The organism is Halomonas sp. SS10-MC5, assembly GCF_015992245.1.
GTDB lineage: Bacteria > Pseudomonadota > Gammaproteobacteria > Pseudomonadales > Halomonadaceae > Halomonas > Halomonas sulfidoxydans.
The window spans coordinates 220,113-245,403 of sequence record NZ_CP065435.1 but is presented as its reverse complement, the minus strand read 5'-3'; the positions used below and the strand labels follow the sequence as shown (position 1 = coordinate 245,403).

Genomic DNA, 25,291 nt, shown 5'->3' with positions numbered 1-25,291 from the left:
CGACAAGACACCATCACTGAGGAAGCATCATGACCGATACTGTCATCAGCTCGCACAAGAAGGAAGTCGTGATCGGCTTCGAGCGGCCCTTCGTGGTCATCGGCGAGCGCATCAACCCCACTGGCCGCAAGCAGCTGGCTGCGGAAATGGCCGCCGGCGACTTCTCCCGCGTGGTCAAGGACGTGGAGGATCAACTGGCGCACGGCGCGCACATGCTGGACGTCAATGCCGGCATCCCGCTAGCCGACGAACCGGCGATCCTGGCCCAGACCGTCGAGCTGGTGCAGTCGCTGACCGACGTGCCGCTGTGCATCGACTCCTCGGTCATCAAGGCACTCGAGGCGGGCCTGGCGGTTTATAAGGGCAAGGCGCTGGTCAACTCGGTGACCGGCGAGGACGAGAGCCTCGAGGCGGTGCTGCCGCTGGTGAAGAAATATGGGGCGGCGGTGGTGGCGATCAGCAACGATGAAACCGGCATCTCCCACGACCCCGACGTGCGCTTCGCCGTCGCCAAGAAGATCGTCGAGCGCGCCGCCGACCACGGCATCCCTGCCTGCGACGTGGTGGTCGATCCGCTGGTGATGCCGATCGGCGCGGTGAACTCGGCGGGCCGCCAGGTATTTGCCCTGTGCCACCGCCTGCAGCAGGAGCTCAAGGTCAATACTACCTGCGGGGCCTCCAACGTCAGCTTCGGCCTGCCCAACCGCAACGGCATTAATGCGGCGTTCATGAGCATGGCCATCGCCTCGGGGATGACCTCGGCGATCACCAACCCGCTGCACACCGAGATCATGACCGCGATCATGGGCGCCGACGTGATGATGGGGCACGACCCCGATTGTATGCGCTGGATCCAGAAATTCCGTGAGCCACCGGCCGTCGGTGCGGACGGGGCCGAAGGGCGCGGGCGGCGGCAGACGCGCCGACGCCGCGCCGTGACCTGAGCGCGAATAGTTGCCAGACCACTATAACAACGAACAACGCAAGCGCCTCGCCTGAGGCGCTTCGCTCTCCTGAACGACCCCCTGTGGACGGAGGTTCCCATGTCCGATGCTCACGAAGCGCTCGTCGTCTTCACCCCTTCCGGGCGCCGCGGACGCTTCCCGGTCGGCACCCCGGTGCTGGAGGCTGCTCGCGCGCTGGGGGTCGACATCGATTCGGTGTGCGGCGGGCGCGGCCTGTGCGGCCGCTGCCAGGTCGACCTCTGCGAGGGGCGCTTCGCTAAGCACGGGGTCTCGTCATGGCCGGATCACCTCTCCGCCAAGAGCGACACCGAGCAGGCCTGGGAGAAGCGTCGCGGGCCGCTGCGCGACGGCCGTCGGCTGAGCTGCTCGACCCTCCTGCTCGGCGACGCCGTGATCGATGTGCCGCCTGCCAGCCAGGTGCACCGTCAGATCGTGCGCAAGCGGGCCGAGGTGCTCGACATCGCGCTCGACCCCATCGTGCGCCTCTACTACGTGGAGGTGCAGGAGCCGGACATGCACGTTCCGGCCTCGGACATGCGCCGCCTCAAGGAGGCCCTGGCCCACGAGTGGCGGCTGACCGGGCTGGAAACCGACATCCGCGTCGTCCAGCAACTGCAGCAGGCCCTGCGCCGGGGCGGCTGGGGCGTGACGGTGGCGGTCCACGACGACCGCCGCCTCATCGCCGTCTGGCCGGGCTTCCAGGCGCAGGCCTACGGCCTAGCCGTGGACGTGGGCTCGACGACCATCGCCGCCCACCTGTGCCACCTGCAGACCGGCGAGGTGGTCGCCTCCACCGGGCGCATGAACCCGCAGATCCGCTACGGCGAGGACCTGATGAGTCGGGTCTCCTATATCATGATGCACCCCGGCGGCGATCAGGCCATGACGCGCTCGGTGCGCGACGCCCTGAACGAGCTGACGGTGGAACTGGCCACCGAGGCTGACGTGCCGCTGGACGCCATCCTCGAGGCGACCTTCGTCGGCAACCCGATCATGCAGAGCCTGGTGTTCGGCATCAACCCGGTGGAGCTGGGCGGTGCGCCCTTTGCGCTGGCCACCGACGAGGCCATCGACGGGCTGTGGGCCACCGAGATGGACCTGGCCATCCACCCCAACGCCCGGGTCTATGGCCTGCCCTGCATCGCCGGGCACGTGGGGGCCGACACCGCCGGGATGATCCTCTCCGAGTCGCCCTACCTGGGCGAGGAACTGATGCTGCTGGTCGACGTGGGCACCAATGCCGAGATCGTGCTGGGCAACCGCCACCGGCTGCTGGCCTGCTCCAGCCCCACCGGGCCGGCCTTCGAGGGCGCCCAGATCAGCGGCGGGCAGCGGGCGGCTGCCGGTGCCATCGAGCGGGTGCGCATCGACCCCCTGACGCTGGAGCCGCGCTTCAAGGTCATCGGTGGCGAGCTGTGGTCCGACGAGCCGGGCTTCGACGCGGCGATGGCGTCCCACGGTATCACGGGCATCTGCGGCTCGGGCATCATCGAGGTCGTCGCCGAGATGTACCTGGCCGGCGTCATCACTCGGGACGGCATCGTGCAGGGCGGCCTGGCGGCGCGCAGCGAACGGATCGTGGCCGACGGGCGCACCTTCGCCTACGTGCTGCATCGCGACGCGACGCGGACCATTGCCATCACCCAGGCCGACATCCGCGCCATCCAGCTGGCCAAGGCCGCGCTCTACGCGGGCATCCGCCTGCTGATGGAGCACTTCGGCACCGACCGCGTCGATCGCATCCGCCTCGCCGGGGCCTTCGGCGCTCACATCGACGTCAAGTACGCCATGACCCTGGGGTTGATCCCCGACTGTGATCTGGCGCACGTCACCTCGGCGGGCAACGCCGCTGGCACGGGCGCGCGCATCGCCCTATTGAGCCGCAAGGCGCGCCGCGAAATCGAGGAGGTGGTGCGCCGCGTGGAAAAGGTGGAGACCGCCACCGAGCCGCGTTTCCAGGAGCACTTCGTGGCCGCCATGGCGATCCCTCATCGCCACGATCCCTTCCCGCAACTGAGCGCCCACGTGACCCTGCCGGCGGTGACGGAGGATGCCAGCGCCACAGCGCGCGGCGGCCGGCGACGGCGCCGGCAGCGCGCCTGAGGGGCGACCCTCTAACGCTCTGTCAATGTGGCTGCACAGAATGACACCAAGGGTGGTCGGCAACACACCCAAGTACATGAGGAGAGGCCCCAATGGGTTATCGGCTGGGCATCGATACGGGCGGTACCTTTACCGACGCAGTCCTCCTGGACGAGGCCGACCAGGTGGTGGCGATGGCCAAGCGCCTGACGACGCGCCTGGACCTTCAGCAGGGCATCGCCGATGCCTTGAGGGCGCTGCCCGCCGACTTGCTGTCCCGGGTCGATCTGGTGTCACTGTCGTCGACGCTGACGACCAATTCGGCGGTAGAGGGCAAGGGAGCACCGATCTGTGTACTACTGATTGGGTATGACGAGCGACAGGTCAAGGCGACCGGACTGGTCTCACTCCTTGGCGCCAACAGTCTGATTATGCTGGGCGGCGGCCATGACGCGGAAGGTCGCGAACTCGCGCCCCTGGATGAGCAAGCCCTACGCAGAACAATCCTGGCCTGGCGGGAGCGGGTATCGGCCTTTGCCGTCTCGGCCTCCTTCAGTGTCCGCAACCCGGCTCACGAGCAGCGCGCGGCGGAACTCGTGCAGGAGTTGACCGGCAAGCCGGTGACCTGCGGCCATGAGCTGGCGGCTTCTCTGGGGGCGCCGCGCCGTGCCATGACCGCAGCGCTGAATGCCCGCATGATCGCCTATGTTGCTCGTCTCATTGAAGCGGTCCAAGGGCTGTTGCACCGCCACCGTATTTTGGCACCGCTGATGATCGTGAAGGGCGACGGTTCACTGATTGCCGCTGACAGCGCCATCCTGCAGCCCATCACCACGGTGCTGTCCGGGCCAGCGGCCAGTGTCAACGGCGCCATGATGCTTAGCGGCCGCCGTAACCTGATCGTCGCCGACATGGGGGGAACCACGACGGATATTGCCGTGGTGCGAGACGGTTTGCCGACGCTCTCCTTCGACGGCGCCCGGGTGGGGGACTGGCGTCCCATGGTAGAGGCGATCAAGCTCTATTCCATCGGCCTTGGCGGCGATAGTGAAGTCACCTTCGCGCCTGGTCGAGGCCTTGCCATCGGACCTCGCCGCGTGTTGCCCATGAGCCTGTTGGTCAGTCAGCATCCCGAGCTACACGAGGCCCTGCTGCGGCAGCTCAACCTTCCTCCGGGCAGCAACCATAATCGCTTCGCCATGCGCCTACAACACGACGAAGCGCTTATGGGCCAGCTCAGCGTCGATGAGCATGAGGCCTGGGCGCAGTTGGGCGACGGACCAGTGGAAATGCTGAGTGCGGTGGAAGAGAAACGCTGGCTGGCCCGTGCACTAACCAGCCTGGAACGTCGTGGCCTGGTGATCTTCAGCGGTTTCACACCCACCGATGCCGCCCATGTCCTGGGTATCTCACGCCACTGGGATGTCGAGGCCGCCCGCCTGGCAGCGATCATCTGGGCCAAGCGCATGCGCCGCCAATACGGGCTTGGACGCTGGCCGGAAGGCGATGCGGAAGCCCCATCACGCGAGATCTATGGCCGAGTGGTCGAGGCCATCTCTACCAAACTGATCGAGGCGGGGCTGCATGATGCCGATGTCGATAGCCAGCAAGGGCGGCTGGCGGCCTCCTTGGCGGCATTGATCCTGCGTGGGAAGTCCCGTGTCGCCGTGGCCCCATCGGTCTTCACGCTGAAATTCGCGCCGACATCCCCTGTGGTCGCGGTGGGCGGGCCGGCAGCAAGCTACTATCCGGCGGTTGGCGAGGCGCTGGGCGCCGAAGTTGTGTTGCCTTCCCACGGCGAGGTGGCTAACGCCGTGGGCACGCTGCTCGGCCAAGTGGTTCAGCGAGTTCATGTCTCTGTTCTGCAGCCAGTACAAGGCCGCTTTAGGGTCTTCCTGCCCAATGGCCCCTGCGACCACGTCACACTCGAGGCAGCCTATGCGATGGCGCGGCAAACGGCCGCCGAGCGCGCTGAAGCCTTGGCTTGGCAGGCCGGTGCGGCCGAGGTGGAGGTGCGCTTCGAGATTGAGGAAAACCGTGTCGATAACGACATCGACGGGGAAGTCTTCTTCGAGGCGAGGGTAACGGCCTTGGCCATCGGACCACCGCGCCGTACTCGAACATGACAAGCCATACGCCCCGGCCATGGCCGGAATCATGTAGCTATTCGGATGATCGAGCGAAAACGAAGGCCTGCATGTGGAATGCCGCATGTTGCGAGTCGTAGCGTGATGGGGCACCGACCAGACAGGCACGTCGCGCCGCGCAGCCCAGCCGCATGCAGGCGCCGTCGGGCATGTCGCGCAGGTGCTGTGCGCAAGCTCCGATCCGATACTCGGAACCGGTGAAGGCATCGACCGGACAGGCGTCGAGACAGGCACGCTCGGCGCATCCCAGGCACGGCGACTCGTGTTCGGCCATTGGCGCGAGATCGTCCGGCACGTGGTCAAGCGCGAGCGCGAAGCGGTAGGCGTGCCACGAGCCGTATTCGGCGTGTATGACCAGGCCGAGCGGAGATGGGTGTACCGACTCGGCACGCGACGCCCAGCGCTGAAAGGGATAATGCGGCGGCCCGCCGAACGGATAGAGCGCACGCGCACCGTAGCGGGCAGCAAGCGCCTCTCCAATGCGTTGGCTCCAGCGGTCCAGCGGATCGCGTCTTCCGTCACAATATTCGGGCGAAGCAGCGAATTGGGGCCACAGCGACGAACCGACATTACCCACTAGCACCAGTGCTGCGGCCGGGATGGCGTGGGCAATCGGGGGCACATGATCCTCCGGCTCCACCTCGAAGGCTCCGCGCAAAACGAGCCCATGCGCCTCGAGTTCATGTTTCAGCTGAAACAGTCTCATCGGGGGAGTGCCACCTTAATTTCGCTGATCTGCGCATCAGTTTGCGCTATCCGCCGTGGTTGTACGCGATTGGCTGTGGCCGCTCGGCGGCCATGCGATTGGCATGGCGGGCATGGGTCCTTAGCGTTGTCGCGCATGACGAACGCCTGGTATGGCATCAGGTCCACGGCGACTGGCCGTGGAAGAGCGCGGCCACCTGTCCGGGGGGAGGGAAAGTCCCTGTGGAACTCGCCGCGTATCGGGGTCGAGCGGTGCATATCACCTCACGGAAACGAAGACTGGGGCGCCACCCACCATGGCGGTGGCCAATCGCTGGCCGTAGAGGCGCTCAAGGGCTGCAGGTACCAGCATGGCATCGCGCGACCCCCAACACGCTTCACCGTCGGGGTAGAGCAGCAGCAGATGGTCGCACCAGCGAGCGGCGAGGTTGAGGTCGTGCAGGCACAGCATAACCGCCCTGCCGGCCTGGGCCTCGCCAGCGAGCAGCGCCATCACCGCGGTCTGGTGATGCAGGTCAAGATGGTTGGTTGGCTCGTCGGCGAGCCAGATGGCCGGCGCCTGGGTCAGCACCGTGGCGATGGCCAGGCGCTGCCTTTCACCGCCCGAGAGCGTGCTGACTAGCCGCTCGGCCAAGTGGTCGACATCGAGCCGCTCGAGCGCAGCCTCGGCCAACTGTAGATCCTCGCCGCCCTCCATCTGCCAGGGCGACAGCCAGGGATGGCGCCCGATCAATGCCGTCTCGCGCACCGTGGCGGGAAAGCCGTCCTGGCGCTCCTGGAAGACCAGGCCCAGGGCGCGGGCGACCCGGCGGCGCGGCAGCGAGGCGAGCGCGCCCCCGTCGAGACGCACGCTGCCGGCCCGCGGTGCTCGCAGCCCCGCTAGGGTATGCAGCAAGGTGGTTTTGCCGGCCCCGTTGGGGCCGAGCACGCCCCACACCTGCCCGGGCTCCAGGTCCAGGTTCAGCGCCCGACCGTCGCGACGGCCCGGTACGTCGATGACCAGATTTCGCGCCTCGAGTCGGCTCATCAGCGGCTCCGGTAGAGCAGGTAGAGGAAGGTCGGTACGCCGAGCAGCGCCGTGATCACCCCCACCGGAAGCTGTTCCGGAGCGATGATGGTGCGCGCCAGGGTGTCGGCGAGCACCAGCAGGGTGCCGCCAGCCAGGGCACAAGCAGGCAGGATCAGACGTTGGTCGTTGCCCAGCATCAGGCGCAGCATGTGCGGTACCACCAGGCCGACGAAGCCGATGCTGCCGGCCGTGGTCACCGCCATGGCGGTGAGCAGGCTAGCCGTGATGTAGATCGTCCACTCCAGCGGACGCACCACCACGCCCAGGGCCGCGGCCTGCAGCGCCCCGCGGGCCAACACGTTGAGGCTGCGCCCCAGCGGGAAGGCGAGCAGGCACACCCCCAGCAGCACGACGAGCGGATAGCCGGGTGTGTGGGCGTAGGATAGATCGCCCATCAGCCAGTAGAGCATGCCGGGAAGACGCTCAACGGGGCTCACCGCCAGCATCAACGTGACCACCGCGCCCCACCCGGCCGCCACCACCACGCCGGTGAGCAGCAGGCGGGAAGGCGTCCAACTGCCGGTGCCATGGGCCAGGCCAAAAACCAGCAGTGTCGAGAGAAAGGCCCCGGCGAAAGCCGAGCCGCTGATCACCGCGCCGCCCAACCCGGCAAGCATCGCCGCCAGCGCTCCCACTGCGGCACCGCCCGAGAGGCCCAGCACGTAGGGGTCCGCCAAGGGATTGCGCAGCAATACCTGCATCAGCGCGCCGGCCAATGCCAGCAGGCCACCGGTGGCAAATGCCGAGAGGGCCCGCGGCACACGCAGCTCCAACACCAAGGTGCGCGCCAGGGCGTCGCCGCGCCCCAGGGCCACCTCCCACAGCGCGGCGGGGGTGATGTTGACGCTGCCGACCGACACCGCCAACGCCATGGCGGCCATCGCCGCCAGCGCCAGCAGGCCCAGCGGGAAGGCCAGCCCTCCGTGCCTGACAGCAACCAGTGAGTACCTAGCGGCGTGCACGGGCTGCCTCCAGTTTCTCGCAGAACAGCCGGCTGCCCTCGAGCAGGCGCGGCGTGGGGCGCTGGATCAGCGACGGCGGCACGAAGAAGAGGTTGCCCTCCGCCACCGCCGTGAGGTTCGTGTACTGCTCCCAGTGGGTGAGCCATTCACGGCTCTCCTCGCCCATGCCGCCGGCCAATATCGCCTCGGGGTCGGCGTCGAGCACCGACTCGTCGCCGATGCGCGGCACCAGGCGCTCAAGGTCGCCGAAAACGTTGACGCCACCGCAGGCGGTCAGCACCGAGCCGATCAGGTGCGCGTCGTTGACGGTCATCAGCGGCTCGTCCCACACCTGATAGAAGACGCGCACCGGTGCTCGCCCGGCATAGCGTTCTCGAAGCTCGATCATGCCGTCGCGAAAGCGCCTCGCCTCGCGATCCGCGGCATCGGCTGTGCCGGCCAGGCGTCCCAGGCGCTCGATGGCGCTGGCCACGCCCTCGAAGGACCGCGGCTCGAGGTAGAACACCGGCAGGCCGAGCGCCTCCAGCATCTCCAGCTGCTCGGAGGGATTGCCGGTCACCCAGCCGATCACCAGTGTGGGCCGCAGGGCGACGAGGCGCTCCATGTCGATGCGCGTATGGCTGCCCAGCGAAGGCACCGCCTGGGCCTGCGGCGGGTAGTCGCTGTAGTCCACTACGGCCACTACCTGGTCACCGGCCCCGGCGGCATAGACCAGCTCGGTCGCACCGGGCGACAGCGCGGCGATGCGACCGGCGGGCACCGGCAGACACACCTCGCGGTCGCGGTCGTCGGTGGCGCAGAGCGAATCGGCATACGCCTCGCCGGCCGCCGGCCCCGACAGGGCCAGCAAGGCGCTGAAACCTACGGCGGGGCCAACGGCCCCGCCGAACCGGCCGCTACTGGCCAAAGTGGACACTGACGAAGGCCGCACGACCGGCGTTGAGGTAGTCATCGTCATCGAAGAAACGTGTCGTGACATACTCTTTATCAAGGGCATTCTCCACAGTCAGTCGAGCCGACCACAGCGGTGCAAACTGCCAGCCGGCACGCAGATTGACCAGCCCGAAGCCACCGATTCGATCCGTGTTGGCGGCATCTTCGTAGCGATAGCCCTGCAGAACCCAGGAGCCCCCCAGGAACCACTCGCCCAGCTCACGATCCACGTCGAAGCGGGCGCTCTGACTGGAACGGCGCCTAAGACGATTTCCGGTAGCCCGATCTTCAGGGTCGGTGTAGGTCGCGGCGGCAGCTAACGTCCAATCATCTACCTCAGCGCCCACGGAGAGTTCGACGCCACGGATACGCGTAGTGGGTACGTTCGTTGTCGGCTGCCCCATTTGCTGCCAGACGATCAGGTTGTCAATATCGGTCTGATAGATTGCGGCATCCCAGAACCAGCGCACATATTGGCCACGTACTCCGAGCTCCACCGTTTTGGATGTTTCCGCTTCTAACTCGGGATTGCCAAACCCCGGCCAATAAAGGTCGTTGAAAGTTGGCGCCTTGAAGGCGGTGCCATAGCTGGCTCGCAGGGTATGGTGGGAATTGATGTCATACCCCAGCGCCAGGCTACCGGTAATCTCGTCACCGTAGGCTTCGTTATCGTCATAACGCAGGCTGGCTTGAACGGCTAACGGTTCGAAATCGAGTAGCGCCTGGCCGAAAACGGCCTTGTTATCACGCTCCTCGATGTCATAAGGACCATCCCATGGCATATTCCCCGTGACACTACCGGCCACGCTATCGTTCATATACTCCGCACCGATAATCAACTCATGCCCCCCTGAAGTCAGCGTGTTCTCCCAGCGGGCCGTGCGTGTCTGCGTATCAAGGATAGACCCCCAGAAGTGGTTGACGCTTTCATCGCGCGCTTCGCTCAGCGTCAAGCGACTACTCCAGCTGTCAGTTACCGGCAGTTCTCCATAAATTCCCGCCACCTGCTGCATATAATCAGTCGTGGCCATGGAGCCGCTCTCGTCATACTCCGTGGTACCGCGGGCTCTCAGCGCCAGAAATCCCACTTCTGCGCCGCTATCGAAGGTGTGCGACATTCGCGCCAGCGCTGAGGTGTTGTCGTACCCCATATCCTCACCACCACGACGCACCGGCGTGCCATCGGTGGTGAAGTGGCTGCCGGCAAAGCTGTAGCGGGTACCGCCGCTACTGCCGGAGAGTCCTGCACTGTATCGCTGGGTATCGAAGGAGCCGCCGCCTGCAGAGATGCGCGGGTGCGGGCCGCCCTCCTGAGCGTCATGGGTGAAGAGCTGCACCACGCCGCCTACCGCGTCGGCGCCGTAGAGGCTGCCCCGCGGGCCGCGCACGATCTCGGCGCGCTGGAACATGCGCGGGTCGAGGTACTGCCACGCAGGGCCGCCATCCGTAGCGGAGCGCAGGCGAATGCCGTCGATCATCAGCAGACTCTGGTTATTCGAGGTGCCGCGAATCGACACGCTGCTCTGTTTGCCGAAGCTGCCGTTGGAGCTGACGTCCACTCCGGGCTGGCCGCGCAGCAGATCGGTGACGCTGGTGGGGTCCTGACGCCGCAGGGTGGCCTCGTCGAGCACGGTCACCGAGGAGAGCGTCTCGTCGGCGGTGCGCGGCGCCAGGGTGGCGGTGATCACCATGGGATTGAGGGCGACAATATCGGTGTCTTGCGTGACAGTGGCCTGGGCCTGAACGGCCAGAGGAAGCGCTGCCAGGCCGAAGGCGGCCAGATGATGCTTGGTTTTCATTCTGATTCCCTTGCTCGCCGTGCCTACCCGCACGGTCTTCTAGGCGAAGCCGGCTGGCGGGAAAGGGATCGAGAAAGGGAGAGGTGAACGGCGGCGCCAGCCCTGCCTCGGAGTCGCCCACCGCAACCCGGCATGAGGGAAACGCTGTCATACAGCATTTCCTGCACTCTCTGGCCGGTCTCCGGGCTGACGAGTGGACAATTAACGTCCCAGAAGGCCACCTTCCCGTGTCAGGGCACAGTGGTGTAAGGCTTTCCTTGACTCGATTACCGTTGCGGGGGCAGCGTCGGAATGGCACGAGGCGCACCGACTTCTCGTTTCACCCCGGCGCGTCTGCGCGCGCCTAGGGCACCTGAGAGTGTCGCTAAGCTAGCAATCCGACCCCGCACGGTCAACGACAGCGGCGTGCCGGAATGCGACATGCCCTGCCATATCAGGCGGTTGACGAGCCCATGGCGGCCGAACGCCTCGTGGTCGTAACCAGCCAGCTTGATCCACAAGCACTCACGGGCTCGGTCGGGGTGCTGAGCTTCACGTTCCGAGAGACCGTGCGTTCGACCACCGACCGGGCGGCTCTGATGACGCATTCATCTGCAGCCTCCCGGAAATTGCCGGCACCATCGAGAACAAAAAGTTGCAGGCCATGCGGGAAGGCCGAGCTGAAGCGTGCATCAGAAGCGCTAGATATACTAAAAAAGCCACCGTGTACTAAGGGCTGACGTTCCCCGGCCCCCCTGCAGGAGTGCCTTTGTAGCAGCCCTTCTTGCTTTTCGATCCTTTGCGCCCCCACGTTATGATGGGTTTGCTTTGCTCTGCGACAATTCGCCTCAGGTTCGCGCACCAAATAACAAGTATTTTACATGCTTATTATAATTTCCCCGACGAAGGAGACCCTCATGCTCACCTCACAGCAGGAGCAGCTCATCGAGGCCACCGCCCCGGTGGTAGCAGAGCACCTCGATGCCATTACCCAGCATTTCTATCCGTTGATGTTCAAGCGCTACCCCGACGTGGCCTCGCTGTTCAATGAGGCGCACCAGCAGAGCGGTGCCCAGCAACGGGCCCTGGCCGGTGCCGTATTGGCCTACGTGCAGCTGCGCCAGGATCCCGCCAGGGCGAGAGGAGTGCTGGCCACAGTGGTAGAGAAACACGTGTCGCTGGGCATTCAGCCCGACCAGTACCCCATTGTCGGCGAGTGCCTGATGGCCGCCATCGGCGAGGAGCTGGGTGACGCTCTGACGCCAGAGATCGCCGAAGCGTGGGCAGCGCTCTATGAAGAGCTGGCCGGCCTGTTGATTGAGCTGGAGGATCGTCGGTACCAGGCTTTCGCTCTGAAACCCGGTGGCTGGCGCGGTTTACGTCGATTCCGCATCGCCGCGACTCGGCAAGAAAGCGCGATGATTCGCTCCTTCGTCCTCGAGCCGGAGGACGAAGGCCCGGTAGCAGATCATGAGCCCGGCCAGTACATCGGCGTGCGACTCGGTATCGAGGGCGAGACGCTCTATCGCCACTACAGCCTCTCGGACCTGCCAAATGGCCGCACCTATCGGATCTCGATCAAGCGTGAGCCCGAGGGTCGAGCCAGCCGCTACTTTCACGACGTGCTCAACGTTGGCGACAGCGTAGACCTTCTGCCACCGGCCGGGGAGCTTACGCTACAGGGAGGCAATGAACCGCTGCTGTTGATCAGCGGTGGAGTGGGCCAGACACCTATTCTGCCGCTGGCTCGCCAGGCGCTGGCCGAGGGTAGGCAGGTAGTCTATCTTCATGCCGCCATCGACGCCGAGCATCACGCCTTCCGGCAGGAGGTCGCCGCGATGCGCGAAGTGCATCCCTCTAAGCTCAAGGTCGTCGCCATACACGAACACGGCGACGATGCCGACCACTGCGGCCGCCTCGATCGCGAGCTACTGAGACACTACCTGCCCGCATCCAACCCGCGCTGCTACTTCGTTGGCCCCCAGGGTTTCATGAGTGCGGTGAACCAGGCCTTGGCAGAGCTCGGCGTTGAAGAGGATCGACGCCACTTTGAGCACTTCGGCCCGTCCCGCCCTATTGAAGCTGCCTGATACTCTCACTACTAGCCCCGTCAAAGGCACAGGCCATCTTTGGCGGGGTCGAGCATTTCGCGCCATTACCCATCAGCGCCTACCGCGCTGAACACTGCATCGAGGCATCTGATGCCGTGCGCGAACAGCGCCAAGCAGAAATAGCATCCGAGCCAGATCATTCGGCTTGGAGTTAGCGATAGTGTCTTAACTGGACCGGTCACTCGCGCCAGTAGTCGTTAGCCGCAGCCACCGTCTGGAAATGGGTCGCAATGACATGCGAAATGGCAATAAGGCTGTTGGGATCTGCTGCGTACTCCGGTCGTAGCTCTTTTCGCACTTCGGCATCGGTCTGTGTCGTGGCGACACCCTTCTGCGATAGTTTCACGGCCAGGGCAAACCCCTCCTGAGGAGTTTCCGTCATGAGACTGGGCAACCACGAATCGGAGGCTGCCTGCCCCTCGTGTTCGTCCGCCGATAGGACGGCCGCACCCATCAGTAGCCCTAGGAGGCTTACGATAGCAATGCTTGCGTACCTGGGCGCGGAGGACTTCGGCGCAATGATCGTCATGGCTGGCTCCTGTTGTTTTCGTTGTGCCTTGCCGGGAGGACATTTTATAAGAAGCATTCAATCTACCTTTTCAAGACTAGAGTCTATTCCGGCCCCGTCAAGAGAAGGATTTCAGTCCTTGCTCAACTGATCCGGGAGCGGCTCCATCTCCGTTGCCTTGCCTAGCCACCCCCAGTCGTCGAACAGCACGTAGAGTGCCGGGATCACCAACAGTACGAGCACAGTAGCGCTGAGCAGGCCAAACACCACCGAGATCACCAGTGGCTTGATGGCCGCCGCCTGGGTACTGGTTTCTGCCAGCAGTGGCAGCAGCCCGGCGATGGTAGTGGTGGACGAGATCAGGATGGCACGCAGCCGGTCGCGGCTGGCCTGGCCGGCGGCTGCAACGGCATCCAACCCACGCTCGCGATGGGTCTTGATGAAGTGGATCAGCAGGATGGCGTTGTTGACCACAATACCGGCCAGCGACGCCGCACCAATCAGCGAGGGCATGGAGAGGTAGTAGCCCATGAGCACATGGCCCCAGATGGCGCCGATGAAGGCCAGCGGGATCGAGAGCATGACGATTAGCGGCTCCACATAACTGCGAAACTGGAAGGAGAGGATCACGAAGATCCCCACCAGGCCGATCAACAGCCCGCGGCCGATGGAGCCGCCGGTCTCGGCGGAGCTGGCCACCTGCCCCTCGAAGGAGATCGCCACATTGGGGTGGCGGGTAAGGAAAACCTCCAGCCAGCCGCTACCGGTGAGGTCATCGACGATAGCCTGGCCGCTGGCTTGGCGTGCATCCACGTTGGCTTCCACGGTGACGGTACGCCGCCCGTCGATACGGGTGATGCGCGCCCATTCGCGTCGCTCCTCGGCGTTGGCCACCACCTCCAGAGGCACCCGGAGCCCACCCGGCAGGGCGATGGTAAGGTCCGCCAGATCATCAAGGGAGCTTCTGTCCCCCTCGGCTAGGCGGATCAGCACTTCGATCTCCTGGTCGCCGATGCGCTGGGTATCGGCAATCTCACCCAGCAGCGCCGCGCGCAGCTGGCCGGCCACCTCCTCGGCGGAAAGCCCCAGGCCGTGGGCACCCTCGGCCATGGAGAAGGCCAGCTGGGTCTTGCCCAGACGCAGGTCATCCATGACGTTGTGGACGGCCGCGTAGCCCTCGAGATGGCCCCCCAGCTCCAGCGCCGCCGCCTTCATGGCTTCTAGGTTCTCCCCGGCCAGTCGCACTTCTACCGGCACCCCGGCGGGGCCGAAGCCGGGTTCCTGGATGATAAGCCGCTGCAGGCCCTCGATCTTGCCGATAGCCTCCCGCCATGCCTCGGTCAGCGTATCGAGGGTGACACTACGTCGCTCGGCGGTGAGCAGGTCGACGCTGACGGTGGCCACATGGGGGCCCGCCTCTCGGGCGCTGAGGTTGTGGTTGAAGCGCACCTGTATCGCCTCGACCAGGGAGGCGCCCTCTGGCTGTTCGGGTGAGTAGCGCGCGTCCAGGTCACGCATCGCCGCCTCGACCCGCTCGGCCACCGCCTCGGTGCGCGCCAGGGGCGTACCCTGGGGCATCAGAATGCGCGCCTCCAGCACGTCGCCATCGATATCCGGCATCGCCTCACTACCCACGTGCCCCCCGGCAATGAAGCCGGCGGAGGCCAGGGTCACCGTCAGCAACAGGCCCAGCACCGCATGCCGAAAGCGGATCGCCCGGTCGGCCAGCCCCCCGACGGCCTCACGAAAATTTGCGAAACGTCGCTCGAAGGCGGCCCGGAAGCGGGAGTCGTGACCATCGCCCAGGCTCCCCACGCTGCCTTTGAGGTGGTGAGGGAGGATCCAGAACGCCTCGATGAGGCTCGCCATTAGCGCTGCGATCAGCACTACTGGCAGCACCTCCAGCACTGCACCCAACTCCCCGGCAAGGAAGGAGAGCGGGGTGAACACCGCTACCGTGGTAAGAAATGACGAAAGCACCCCGGGCAGCACCTGGCGGGTTCCCTCGACCACTGCCTCCAGCAGCGACTTCCGGTGCAAGGCATGAGAGGCGATGTTGTCGGTGATAACGATGGCATCATCCATGACGATACCGATGGCCATCAACAGCGCCACCAGAGTGATCATGTTGAGCGACAGCCCGGCGAACGCCATCACCGCGAAAGCGCCCATGAAGGCAACCGGCAGACCCAGCACCGCCCACAGCGCCAGACGGGGGCGGAAGAACAGGCTCATCACCAGCACTACCAGTACCAGGCCCATCAAGCCGTTATCCACCAGCATCCGCAAGCGGTCGCGGACAATGCTTGTCGCATCCTGGGTCAAAGTCAGCGATATGCCGCCGTCGAAGCGGTGACGCTCGTCCTCGAGCAGCGCCTCGAGCCGCTCCTTGACCGTCAGGGCATCTTCACGCAGCGCCTTGCTAACCTCCAGCACCAGCGCCGGCTCGCTATTGAAGCGAAGCGTCTCTTCCGCGCGCTCACCGGCCTCAGTGAAGGTGGCCAGCTCACCAAGAGTAAGTTCACCACCTCCGGTGTCGGAAACTACCACCAGCTCGGCCAGTTCGGCCATGGAGCGGCGCTGGTCGGTAAAGCGCAGCAAAATATCGCGATCGGCCGTTTCCAGAGTGCCCAGCGGCAGGTCCAGGCTCTGAGCGGAGATGCGTTGCGCCAGCTCCTGAGCCGAGAGGCCATGCTGGCCGAGCACCTCGCGGGGCACCTCGACCTGCCATTGGCGCTGCGACATGCCATGGATTGCCACGTCCGCCACGCCGGGCAGCGCCATGATGCGCTCCTCCAGGCGCAGGGCGTACTCCTCGAGCTGGCGAATGGGCATGTCGGCTGTTACTGCGACCGCGGCGACCAGATCGCTGCGGTGCAGTTCGCGAACTACTGGGGGCTCGGCCCGTGCCGGTAGCTCAGTGATGGCACCGACTTCGGTATCGATCTCGCTCATGAAGCGTATGGCATCGCCGCCGGCCTCCATGGTGGCGGTGGCGCTGGCCAGGTTGTCCTGAGCCACGCAGACAAACTCATCGAGGAATTCCACGCCTTTAACGGCATCGAACAGGCGCCGGCAGATTGCATCCTCGACGTCGGCGGCGCTGGCCCCGCGGTAGGCCACCTCCACGGACACCTCAACCGGGCGATAGTCGGGGAAAGTCTCGCGCTTGAGGCTGGGGGCGGCGAACAATCCGGCGGCCAGCAGCAGGATCAGCAGCAGGTTGGCAGCGGTGGGATGCCCGGCGAACCAGCGAATCATGGCCGCTCTCCCGACGATGCTTCGCCCCGGGCCAGGGCGGCCAGGCGTGCCTCGGCAGCATCGTCTCGACGCACGGAGAGCGCCATTCCATCGATGGCCGGCTGCAGGTCATCGAGGATTACGCGCTCCCCCGGGACCAAGCCCGCCTCGATCACCGCCAGCCCCCCCTGCTTGAATGCCACGGAGACCGGGCGTCGCACCAGGCGCCCCTGCTCGTCAGCCAGATAAAGCTCACCCTGATGGAGCGCCGACGATGGCACTACCATTGAGGCCTCGGGGCCGGGGGCCGTGAGCCGCACCCGGGTATACATATCGCGCTGCAGCGGCGGTCGATCGGGAGGCCGTGCACCGCGCCAAGGATGGTCGACCCTGACGACTATTCGAACGGCGCGGGTGGCCGGGTCGAGGCCGCTGGCCACGCGCACCACCCGGCCCGTCCAGCCCACACCGGACGCCCCGACCAGCTCCAGCTCCGCATCGATTGCATCAAGGTCGATGCGCTCGCTCAGATCCAGGGAGCCGGGCTCGAGTTCGGCCGGCGCCACACTACCCAGCAGGCGTCGCACCACGCTGAAGGGAAGCCTCGCCTCCACTTCGGCAGCCGCCAGGCTATCCGCCTCGAATAGGCTCTGGCCCACACTGACGAACTGGTGAAGCTCTACCTCTACCTCACCCAAGCGCAAGTCATAGGGTGCCACGAAACGGGTATCCGCCAGGTCACGACGCGCCTGGGCCAGGCGCACCGATGCTCGCTCGCGCTGGGCTGGCAGCAAGGCCAAGGCATTCTCCAACGTGGCCACCGCCTGGCGTTGCGCTACAGTGCTGCGACGCTGAGCATCACGTTGAGAAGTGGAAACAGAACCGGTAGACGCCAGGCGCTCGATGCGTGAAAGCTCCTGCTCGGCGAGATCGAGTGCCTGGCGCTCCAGGCCCAGCAAACGCCGAGTATTGGCCTCCTCTGCCTCTAGTTGAGTCAATTCCGCCTCGGCTTCGGCGATGGCCAGCTCATAGCGACTCGGGTCAAGCGCCAGCAGCAGGGTGCCTGCACGCAGCAGTGTGCCGCTCTCCAGCGCCGGATGGCGCTCCACCACCCTGCCCGAGACATTGGCCACCGCCTGCCAGGTCTCGGCGGGGCGCGCCACGCCGTGGCCGCGCGCCTCGAGGCGAAACGGCAGGGGCCGGGCCTCGATCACCGCCACCGCCTTGGGGGCAGGCGGTGAGTCACTGTGCTCCGGTGTCTGACGGTTGACCACAAACATCACCAGAAGCACCACGCCGACGGCCAGGCCAATGACAACCGCCAGTACACGCCCCAGACGTTGAGCCAGGACTGTCATGGGTGCGTCCCTCGCTCCTGCTGGATGCCGTGACAGTAAAGATCGAACGCTCCTTGGGCCTGCTCGGCTATATGGTTCATGCTACCGATCATCAGCGATTGCATGACCAGGCCCTGGATGGTGCCGATGAACTGCGTGGCAGCCGCCTCGATATTCAGCTCTCGGCGCAGATCGCCGGCTTCCTGTGCCTCGATCAGCAATTTCTCGATCCGCTCACGGTAGAGAAACAGCAGTGAGCGAACCATACGGCGGGCCGGGGTCGGCCGAGCGTGCTGCAGTTGCCCCATCATCAGCCGAGGCACACCAGGGTGCTCGACAATGAAGGCGATATGGGCATGAAACATTGCTTCCAGCGCAGCCAAAGGACTATCTGCCGAGGCAGCGGCTCTATCCAGCCGCTTGATTATACGCTCGGCTATTCGGCCGATGACCGCCTCCCAGACCGCGTCCTTACTCGGAAAGTGGCGGAACAGTGCTCCTTGAGTAACCCGCATGTGTTTGGCGATGCTGCCGGTAGTGATATTGGCGGGATCATCCCGTGCGCTCAATTCAATGACCGTATCGACAGTTCGTTCCCGGCGCTCTGCAGCGGTTAGATTGCGTTTTCCTGACATACCCGACCCCATAAGATAGTGACTAGTTACTATCTTATGGCGAGAATACTCACCGCGCCAGCGCTATCCCGCTTCGCCATGACCCTCATCAAAAGCGGCCCTCGCGTAGTCGACTAGCATGGTCGGGTTTACCCAGACTGCGAGGAGAGCGACATGGAGCTCGTCTGCCCGGCCGGCAACCTGCCGGCCCTGAAGCGGGCGGTGGATGAAGGCGCCGATGCCGTCTACTTCGGCTTCCAGAACGCCACCAACGCCCGGCAGTTCGCCGGCCTGAACTTCACCGACAAGCGCGCCCGCGAAGGCATCGACTACGCCCATGCCCGCGGCAAGCGGGTGTTCTGCGCCATCAACACCTATCCGCAGCCCGACGGCTGGGCCCAGTGGACCCGCGCCGTGGACCAGGCCGCCGAGCTCGGCGTCGACGCCCTGATCATGGCCGACATGGGCCTGCTCGACTATGCCGCCCGTCGCTATCCGGAGCTCCCTCGCCACCTCTCGGTGCAGGGGTCGGCCACCAGCCATGAGGCGCTGCGCTTCTACCACGACCAGTTCGGCATCAAGCGCGCCGTGCTGCCGCGGGTGCTCTCCATCACCCAGGTGCGGGATCTGGCCAAGCAGAGCCCAGTGGAGCTCGAGGTGTTCGCCTTCGGCAGCCTGTGCATCATGGCCGAGGGGCGCTGCTACCTGTCGTCGTACCTCACAGGCGAGTCGCCCAATACCCGCGGGGTCTGCTCGCCGGCGGCCCACGTACGCTGGGAGGAGACCCCGCAAGGACTCGAGTCGCGGCTCAACGGCGTGCTGATCGACCGCTACGGCGAGGGCGAGCGGGCCGGCTACCCCACCCTGTGCAAGGGGCGCTTCGAGGTCGGCGGCGAGACCTACCACGCTATCGAGGAGCCCACCAGCCTCAACACCCTGGAGCTGCTGCCGGAGCTCGCCGAACTCGGCATCAGCGCGGTGAAGATCGAGGGCCGCCAGCGCAGCCCGGCCTACGTGTCGAAGGTGGCCGGGATCTGGCGCCAGGCGCTGGACCGCCTGGAGCGCGCGCCCGAGCGCTTCCACCCCGACCCCGCCTGGATGGCCGGCCTCGGCGAGGTCTCCGAGGGCGCCACCACTACCCTGGGCGCCTACGAACGCCGCTGGAAATAGGAGGTTTCATGTCATCCGATTCCCTGCAGCTCGCCCTGGGCCCGGTGCTGTTCTACTGGACCCGCGAGCGCTACGCCGACTTCTACCGTGAAGCCGCCGACTGGCCGGTGGAGATCGTCACCCTGGGCGAATCCGTCTGCTCTCGCCGCCGCGACATGAAGCTCGACGACTGGCTCGGCATCGGCCGCGAGCTGGCCCAGAGCGGCAAGCAGGTGGTGCTGGCGAGCCAGACCCTGATCGAGTCCGAGGCCGACCTGCGCGACCTGCGCAAGCTGTGCGACAACGGCGAGTTCATGGTCGAGGCCAACGACCAGAGCGCCCTGCAACGCCTGGCCGCCGCCGGCCTGCCCTTCGTTGCCGGGGCGGCGCTGAATCTCTACAACCCGGCTTCCATCGGCGTGATGGCGCGGGCCGGCATGCAGCGCTGGCAGGCGCCGGTGGAGATGTCGCGCGACGACCTCGCCCGGCTGCTCGCCGACTGCACCGCCGAGGGGCTCGATGCGCCCTGCGAGGTGTTCGCCTACGGTCACCTGCCGCTGGCCTGGTCGTCACGCTGCTTCACCGCACGGCGCCACCAGAAGCCCAAGGACCGCTGCATGTTCGTGTGCCAGAAGTACCCCGAGGGCCTGGCGCTGCGCTCCCAGGAATCCAAGGAAGTGTTCACCCTGAACGGCATCCAGACCCTCTCCGGCGCCTGCCAGGACCTACGCCACGAGATCAAAGACATGACCGCGATGGGCGTGAGCGTGGCGCGCCTGAGCCCCCGCGCCGAGGGCATGGCCGAGGTGGTCGCCGCCTTCGACGCCGCCCGCCGCGGCGAGCTGCCCGCCGCCGATCCACTCAGCCTGGTCGAGGCCGAGGTGTGCGACGGCTACTGGCACGGCCGCCCGGGCATGGACAACACCCGTCTGCCCGCCGGCTGATCAACCACGTGCAAGGGAGAACGCCATGCCGCTGATTGCCATAGACGGGGTATCGACACCTCTCGACGGCATTCGCCTGCCGGTGGCGGGCATGAACCAGTTAACGACACTGGACTACCCCGACCACTTGGCCTGCGTAGTGTTCCTGCAGGGCTGCCCGCTGCGCTGCGGCTACTGCGACAATAGCCAGCGGATGACGCCGCGACGCGGTGACGAGAGCGAGTGGCAGGCGGTACGGGAGTTCCTGGAGCACCGCCGGGGGCTGCTCGAGGCGGTAGTCTTCAGCGGCGGGGAGCCAACGCTGCACAACGCTCTGCCAATCGCCATTCGCGAGGTGAAAGCAATGGGCTTCAAGGTGGGCTTGCACACCGCCGGCCCCTACCCCGCACGACTTACACGCCTGCTGCCGCACCTCGACTGGGTGGGGCTCGATGTGAAGGGTCGCGGGCGCGACTTCGATCGAATCTGCGGGCGGCCGGGCATCTGGCAGCGCAACAGCCAGAGCCTGATGGCGCTGCTCGAAAGCGGGATCGACTTCGAGTGCCGTACCACCGTCCATTGGCGCGACTTTGATCTGGCCGACGTGGAGCGTCTGGCGCTGACCCTGGCTGACTGTGGCGTGCGCCGCTACGCCATTCAGGTGGCCCGCACCCGCGACTGCCTCGACCCGACCTACTGCCAGCCGGTCGCAGGCGCCCCGCCCCGGGCCATGCTCGCCGGGCTGGTCAAGCGCCTGGCGCCAAACTTCGAACGCATCGAGCTGCGCGAGTAGGCTGGCCGGAGTGACACGATGTACTTGAGCGTGGCGGACATCCTGCTATTGACTAGCATCCTGCAATCGCTGGTGCTCGCCGGTTTCCTGCTAATGCCAGACAACATCCATCTACTCAGCAACCGCCTGCTGTTGGCGACAGTGCTTGCCTTTGCTGCAGGCCTGGCCGAAGTCTTCTTGTACAGCACGGGGCTGGCGCAGCGTTTCCTCAACCTGGCCTACCTGGGCACGCTGGTCGGCCTACTGCAGGCCGGCCTGTTGTTTCTTTATGCCAAATCCCTGATGTATCAGGACTTTCGCCTGACTCCAGGGCACTGGATCCATACCCTTCTATTCTGGATAGTCGGCGCCATCTTCCTGGTCGAGTACTATCTTCAACCGGACGAACTGAAGCGCCTGATCCTGATGGAGCGCGATCATCCGGGGGTATTGACCTCACCGCTCCTGGCAGCTGCGATCCACCTGGTCTTTCTCGGCTATCTGATCGCCACCATTCGCGAGATCACGGTTTTTGGCACGGATTTGAGGCAAATATTCTCCAACATCGAGAACAAGCAGCTGGCCTGGCTACGTGTGCTGTTGCTGGGCTATACGGTCGTGTGGAGTGTCAGTCTGGTCTACTGCCTGTCGGCGCACGTGTTCAAGAGCAGCGCCAGCGTATGGTGGGTATCGACAGTGGGCGGGGTGACGGGCTTCCTGTTCATCAACTACTTGCTCCTTCACGCTCTGCGACAGCCCATCGTGTTCTCGGGCCTCAGTGCTGAGGAGTCCCGTTTGCTAACCAGCAGCAAGGATACAACAACGGACCAGCCAGCCAATGCCGTCCTGCTGATGCGGCTCGAGGATCATATGCGGCGCACCGCTCCCCACCTCGACGCCAATCTGACCGTTCAACAGCTCGCTCGACAGCTCAATGTGCCCACCCGGGAGCTGTCGCGCGCCATCAACCAGGGGCGGGGGAAGAACTTCTTCGAATTCGTCAGCGATTACCGTGTCGCCGAGGCGCGCAGGCGTCTGACTGCCGACACCCACCAGACCATACTGCAAGTGATGTACGACTCCGGCTTCAACTCGAAGTCGGTCTTCAATACGGCATTCAAGAGAGCGACCGGCATGACGCCCCGCGAGTATCGTGCACGACAATTGGCTGCTGACGGCGAGTGACCGGAACGCCCGGCACAGAAGGAAGTTCGACTTCTTGCCGCCCCAGAACAGAACCCGCAATAATTTGATTTAACAAAACTCTTTCAGTTTTCCGACAGCGTTCGAGATCGCCTTGGCGAACGATTCGAATCCCCAGTCTCCATAGCATGAAGGACAGCCGAAACACGAAAACGGCTGCAACCTTGAACCAAGGAGACCATCATGACCTACCTTCGCCTACCCCTACGCAAGACGCTGCTCGCCCTTGCCGCTTCCTCCGCCTTGACCCTGGCTCTTGCTGCCCCCGCGATGGCCCATTGCGATGCCCTTGATGGCCCGGTGATTTCTGAGGCACGAATCGCCCTGGAATCAGGAGATGTCACCCCGGTCCTGAAGTGGGTTCCAGCCGCGGACGAGGCTCGAATCTCGTCGACGTTCGAGAAAGCGCGCGAGGTTCGCCAGAACGGCGGCAGCGCCCAAGAGTTGGCCGACCAGCAGTTCTTCGCGGAGCTGGTGGAAAGCCATCGCGCTTCGGAAGGCGCTCCCTTCACCGGCATCAAGCCGGCCGGAAAAATCGACCCGGTCGTGCAGCTCGCCGATAAGGCGCTAGAAGAGGGCGAGATCAATGCCTTTCTGGCGCGCATCGTAGAGAAGTTCGAACACAATGCCCGCTCTGCCTTCGAGGCCACGCTGGCCGCCAAGCAGCAAGCGGACAACGATCCCGAGCGGGGCCGGGTGTTCGTCGACCATTATGTGCACTACGTTCACTATCTGGAGGACGTGCACAACGTCATTGCCGGCAATAGTGGGCATGGCCACTAAGGAAGCTACTGGCGGCTAGCAGCAGCTAACCGACGCTACCGGAAGCCCATGGATCGCCATCTTCGACGCCGCCCGTGATCAGCATCTTTGCAACCGTTTTCGAGCCCCGCCAGCCGGCGGGGTTCGTCGTTCCCCGAGCTTACAATTGGTCTTTTTCTGACCTGGGTCATGTTCTCCCGCCGCCGAAGGCACTAGCCTTCACATACCATATGTTGTGCATCAACACATCTAACGGCAGCACATATAGGGAGATAACGGTGAACGCCCCCATACGCCAAGCCGGCCCGCGCCGCATCGACGTCGCCTCGACCGTCGACGAATACCTCGACCGCGCCGACTGGCGCGTGCACGCCAACGCCAACCAGGGCTACTCCTTGGGCGGGCTGATCCTCAACGTCTCGGGCAAGCTGATCGCCAACTACTGGCTCGATGAGGTCTACCCGGCCGAGGTCGGCGCCGCTCACCGCGAGGGCGACCTGCACATCCACGATCTCGACATGCTGTGCGGCTACTGCGCCGGCTGGTCGCTGCGCCAGCTGCTGATCGAGGGCTTCAACGGCGTGCCCGGGCGCGCCGAGAGCGGCCCGCCGCGCCACCTCTCCAGCGCCCTGGGGCAGATGGTCAACTTCCTCGGCACGCTGCAGAACGAGTGGGCCGGCGCCCAGGCCTTCAGCTCCTTCGATACCTATCTCGCCCCCTACGTGCGCAGGGACGGCCTCGACTATGCCGCGGTGAAGCAGGCGATCCAGGAGTTCATCTACAACCTCAACGTGCCGTCGCGCTGGGGCAGCCAGACGCCCTTCACCAACCTCACCTTCGACTGGGTGTGCCCGGCGGACCTGCGCGATCAGGTGCCGATCGTCGGCGGTGAGGAGCAGCCCTTCACCTACGGCGAGCTGCAGGCGGAGATGGACCTGCTCAACCGCGCCTACCTGGAGGTGATGGAGGCGGGCGACCGCCAGGGCCGGGTGTTCACCTTCCCCATCCCCACCTACAACATCACCCCGGATTTCGACTGGGAGAGCGACAACGCCGAGCGGCTGTTCGCACTGACCGCCAAGTACGGCCTGCCCTACTTCCAGAACTTCCTCAACTCCGACCTGGAGCCGCACATGGTGCGCTCCATGTGCTGCCGCCTGCAGCTCGACCTCTCCGAGCTGCTCAAGCGCGGCAACGGCCTGTTCGGCAGCGCCGAGCAGACCGGCTCGCTGGGCGTGGTGACGCTCAACTGCGCACGGCTGGGCTACCGCTTCGCCGGCGACCGCACGGGCCTGTTCACCGAGCTCGACCGCCTGCTGGCGCTGGGCCGCGACAGCCTGGAGCTCAAGCGCGAACGCATCCAGCAGTGGATGGACGAAGGGCTCTACCCCTTCACCCAGCGCTACCTGGGTACCCTGCGCAACCACTTCTCCACCCTGGGCGTGAACGGGCTCAACGAGATGGTGCGCAACTTCTGCGACGACCGCTACGACATCACCACCCCCGAAGGGCGCCAGCTCGCCCTGGAGGTGCTCGACCACGTACGCGCCAGGATGCAGGACTTCCAGGCCGAGACCGGCCACCTCTACAACCTGGAGGCGACTCCGGCGGAGGGCACCACCTATCGCTTCGCCCGCGCCGACGCCGAGCGCTTCCCGGGCATCCTGCAGGCCGGCACGCCGCAGGCGCCCTACTACACCAACTCGAGCCAGCTGCCGGTGGGGCATACCGACGATCCCTTCGAGGCGCTGATCCATCAGGATCCGCTGCAGACCCGCTACACCGGCGGTACCGTGCTGCACCTCTACATGCGCGAGCGGCTCTCCAGCGCCACCGCCTGCCGCAAGCTGGTGCACACCGCGCTGTCGCGCTTCCGCCTGCCCTACATCACCGTGACGCCGACCTTCTCGATCTGCCCGGTGCACGGCTACCTGGCCGGCGAACATGAGTTCTGCCCGAAGTGCGACGAGGCACTGCTGGCAAGACGCGCTGCGGCCGTACCGGCCTGAGCGTTTTTTCACCCACTGGAAG

Annotated in this window: 19 protein-coding genes and 1 riboswitch; of the genes, 10 read left to right on the top strand and 9 right to left on the bottom strand. The window is 65.3% G+C overall.

The window, feature by feature from the left end:
• Positions 1-29 precede the first annotated feature (29 nt).
• From I4484_RS01105 to I4484_RS01095, 3 genes are all read left to right on the top strand, one after another.
• On the top strand, positions 30-944 hold the full coding sequence (locus I4484_RS01105) for a dihydropteroate synthase (protein ID WP_197449232.1): 915 nt from the start codon (positions 30-32) through the stop codon (positions 942-944).
• A gap of 99 nt (positions 945-1,043) precedes the next feature.
• The gene (locus I4484_RS01100; RefSeq protein ID WP_197449231.1) at positions 1,044-3,068 is read left to right on the top strand and encodes an ASKHA domain-containing protein; all 2,025 of its coding nucleotides are present in this window, start codon (positions 1,044-1,046) and stop codon (positions 3,066-3,068) included.
• Positions 3,069-3,160: 92 nt separating this feature from the next.
• Complete coding sequence (locus I4484_RS01095) at positions 3,161-5,173, top strand: hydantoinase/oxoprolinase N-terminal domain-containing protein (protein WP_197449230.1); 2,013 nt, start codon at positions 3,161-3,163, stop codon at positions 5,171-5,173.
• A gap of 37 nt (positions 5,174-5,210) precedes the next feature.
• Here I4484_RS01095 and I4484_RS01090 read toward each other — a convergent pair whose 3' ends face one another.
• The 5 genes from I4484_RS01090 to I4484_RS01070 form a co-directional block, all read right to left on the bottom strand.
• The gene (locus tag I4484_RS01090) at positions 5,211-5,900 is read right to left on the bottom strand and encodes a hypothetical protein (RefSeq protein ID WP_159548118.1); all 690 of its coding nucleotides are present in this window, start codon (positions 5,898-5,900) and stop codon (positions 5,211-5,213) included.
• A gap of 258 nt (positions 5,901-6,158) precedes the next feature.
• The gene (locus I4484_RS01085; RefSeq protein ID WP_159548116.1) at positions 6,159-6,926 is read right to left on the bottom strand and encodes an ABC transporter ATP-binding protein; all 768 of its coding nucleotides are present in this window, start codon (positions 6,924-6,926) and stop codon (positions 6,159-6,161) included.
• Positions 6,926-7,849, bottom strand: a complete 924-nt coding sequence (locus I4484_RS01080) for an iron ABC transporter permease (protein ID WP_159555646.1) — start codon at positions 7,847-7,849, stop codon at positions 6,926-6,928. The genes I4484_RS01085 and I4484_RS01080 overlap by 1 nt, the downstream gene beginning before the upstream one ends.
• Before the next feature lie 67 nt (positions 7,850-7,916).
• On the bottom strand, positions 7,917-8,780 hold the full coding sequence (locus I4484_RS01075) for a cobalamin-binding protein (protein ID WP_234283661.1): 864 nt from the start codon (positions 8,778-8,780) through the stop codon (positions 7,917-7,919).
• 46 nt (positions 8,781-8,826) lie between these two features.
• On the bottom strand, positions 8,827-10,662 hold the full coding sequence (locus tag I4484_RS01070) for a TonB-dependent receptor (protein ID WP_197449229.1): 1,836 nt from the start codon (positions 10,660-10,662) through the stop codon (positions 8,827-8,829).
• Between the two features lie 154 nt (positions 10,663-10,816).
• A riboswitch (cobalamin riboswitch) is annotated at positions 10,817-11,033 on the bottom strand.
• Between the two features lie 525 nt (positions 11,034-11,558).
• Between I4484_RS01070 and hmpA the strand changes: the two genes are divergently transcribed.
• Positions 11,559-12,731, top strand: a complete 1,173-nt coding sequence (gene hmpA, locus I4484_RS01065; RefSeq protein WP_197449228.1) for an NO-inducible flavohemoprotein — start codon at positions 11,559-11,561, stop codon at positions 12,729-12,731.
• A 199-nt stretch (positions 12,732-12,930) separates the two neighbouring features.
• Here the strand turns inward: hmpA and I4484_RS01060 are convergent, their stop codons facing one another.
• The 4 genes from I4484_RS01060 to I4484_RS01045 form a co-directional block, all read right to left on the bottom strand.
• Positions 12,931-13,281 (bottom strand): hexameric tyrosine-coordinated heme protein, encoded by a 351-nt coding sequence (locus I4484_RS01060; RefSeq protein ID WP_197449227.1) that lies wholly within the window; start codon positions 13,279-13,281, stop codon positions 12,931-12,933.
• A gap of 111 nt (positions 13,282-13,392) precedes the next feature.
• Positions 13,393-16,521, bottom strand: coding sequence for an efflux RND transporter permease subunit (locus tag I4484_RS01055; protein WP_197449226.1), 3,129 nt, complete (start codon positions 16,519-16,521; stop codon positions 13,393-13,395).
• The gene (locus I4484_RS01050) at positions 16,518-17,858 is read right to left on the bottom strand and encodes an efflux RND transporter periplasmic adaptor subunit (RefSeq protein ID WP_197449225.1); all 1,341 of its coding nucleotides are present in this window, start codon (positions 17,856-17,858) and stop codon (positions 16,518-16,520) included. The genes I4484_RS01055 and I4484_RS01050 overlap by 4 nt, the downstream gene beginning before the upstream one ends.
• A complete protein-coding gene (locus tag I4484_RS01045) occupies positions 17,855-18,472 on the bottom strand; it encodes a TetR/AcrR family transcriptional regulator (RefSeq protein WP_159548112.1) in 618 nt (205 codons plus the stop codon). The genes I4484_RS01050 and I4484_RS01045 overlap by 4 nt, the downstream gene beginning before the upstream one ends.
• A 153-nt stretch (positions 18,473-18,625) precedes the next feature.
• On the opposite strand from I4484_RS01045, the gene I4484_RS01040 reads away from it, so the two are divergent.
• The 6 genes from I4484_RS01040 to I4484_RS01015 all read left to right on the top strand — a co-directional run bounded on the left by I4484_RS01040 (position 18,626) and on the right by I4484_RS01015 (position 25,269).
• Positions 18,626-19,621, top strand: a complete 996-nt coding sequence (locus tag I4484_RS01040; protein ID WP_159548110.1) for a peptidase U32 family protein — start codon at positions 18,626-18,628, stop codon at positions 19,619-19,621.
• Between the two features lie 8 nt (positions 19,622-19,629).
• Entirely contained in the window at positions 19,630-20,544 is a 915-nt protein-coding gene (locus I4484_RS01035; protein ID WP_159548108.1) for a U32 family peptidase, read from the top strand.
• A gap of 25 nt (positions 20,545-20,569) precedes the next feature.
• Positions 20,570-21,316 (top strand): anaerobic ribonucleoside-triphosphate reductase activating protein, encoded by a 747-nt coding sequence (locus tag I4484_RS01030; protein ID WP_197449224.1) that lies wholly within the window; start codon positions 20,570-20,572, stop codon positions 21,314-21,316.
• A gap of 18 nt (positions 21,317-21,334) precedes the next feature.
• Complete coding sequence (locus tag I4484_RS01025; protein ID WP_197449223.1) at positions 21,335-22,480, top strand: helix-turn-helix domain-containing protein; 1,146 nt, start codon at positions 21,335-21,337, stop codon at positions 22,478-22,480.
• 201 nt (positions 22,481-22,681) lie between these two features.
• Positions 22,682-23,281, top strand: coding sequence for a DUF6448 family protein (locus I4484_RS01020; RefSeq protein ID WP_159548104.1), 600 nt, complete (start codon positions 22,682-22,684; stop codon positions 23,279-23,281).
• A 257-nt stretch (positions 23,282-23,538) separates the two neighbouring features.
• Complete coding sequence (locus I4484_RS01015) at positions 23,539-25,269, top strand: ribonucleoside triphosphate reductase (RefSeq protein WP_197449222.1); 1,731 nt, start codon at positions 23,539-23,541, stop codon at positions 25,267-25,269.
• Positions 25,270-25,291: the final 22 nt, after the last annotated feature.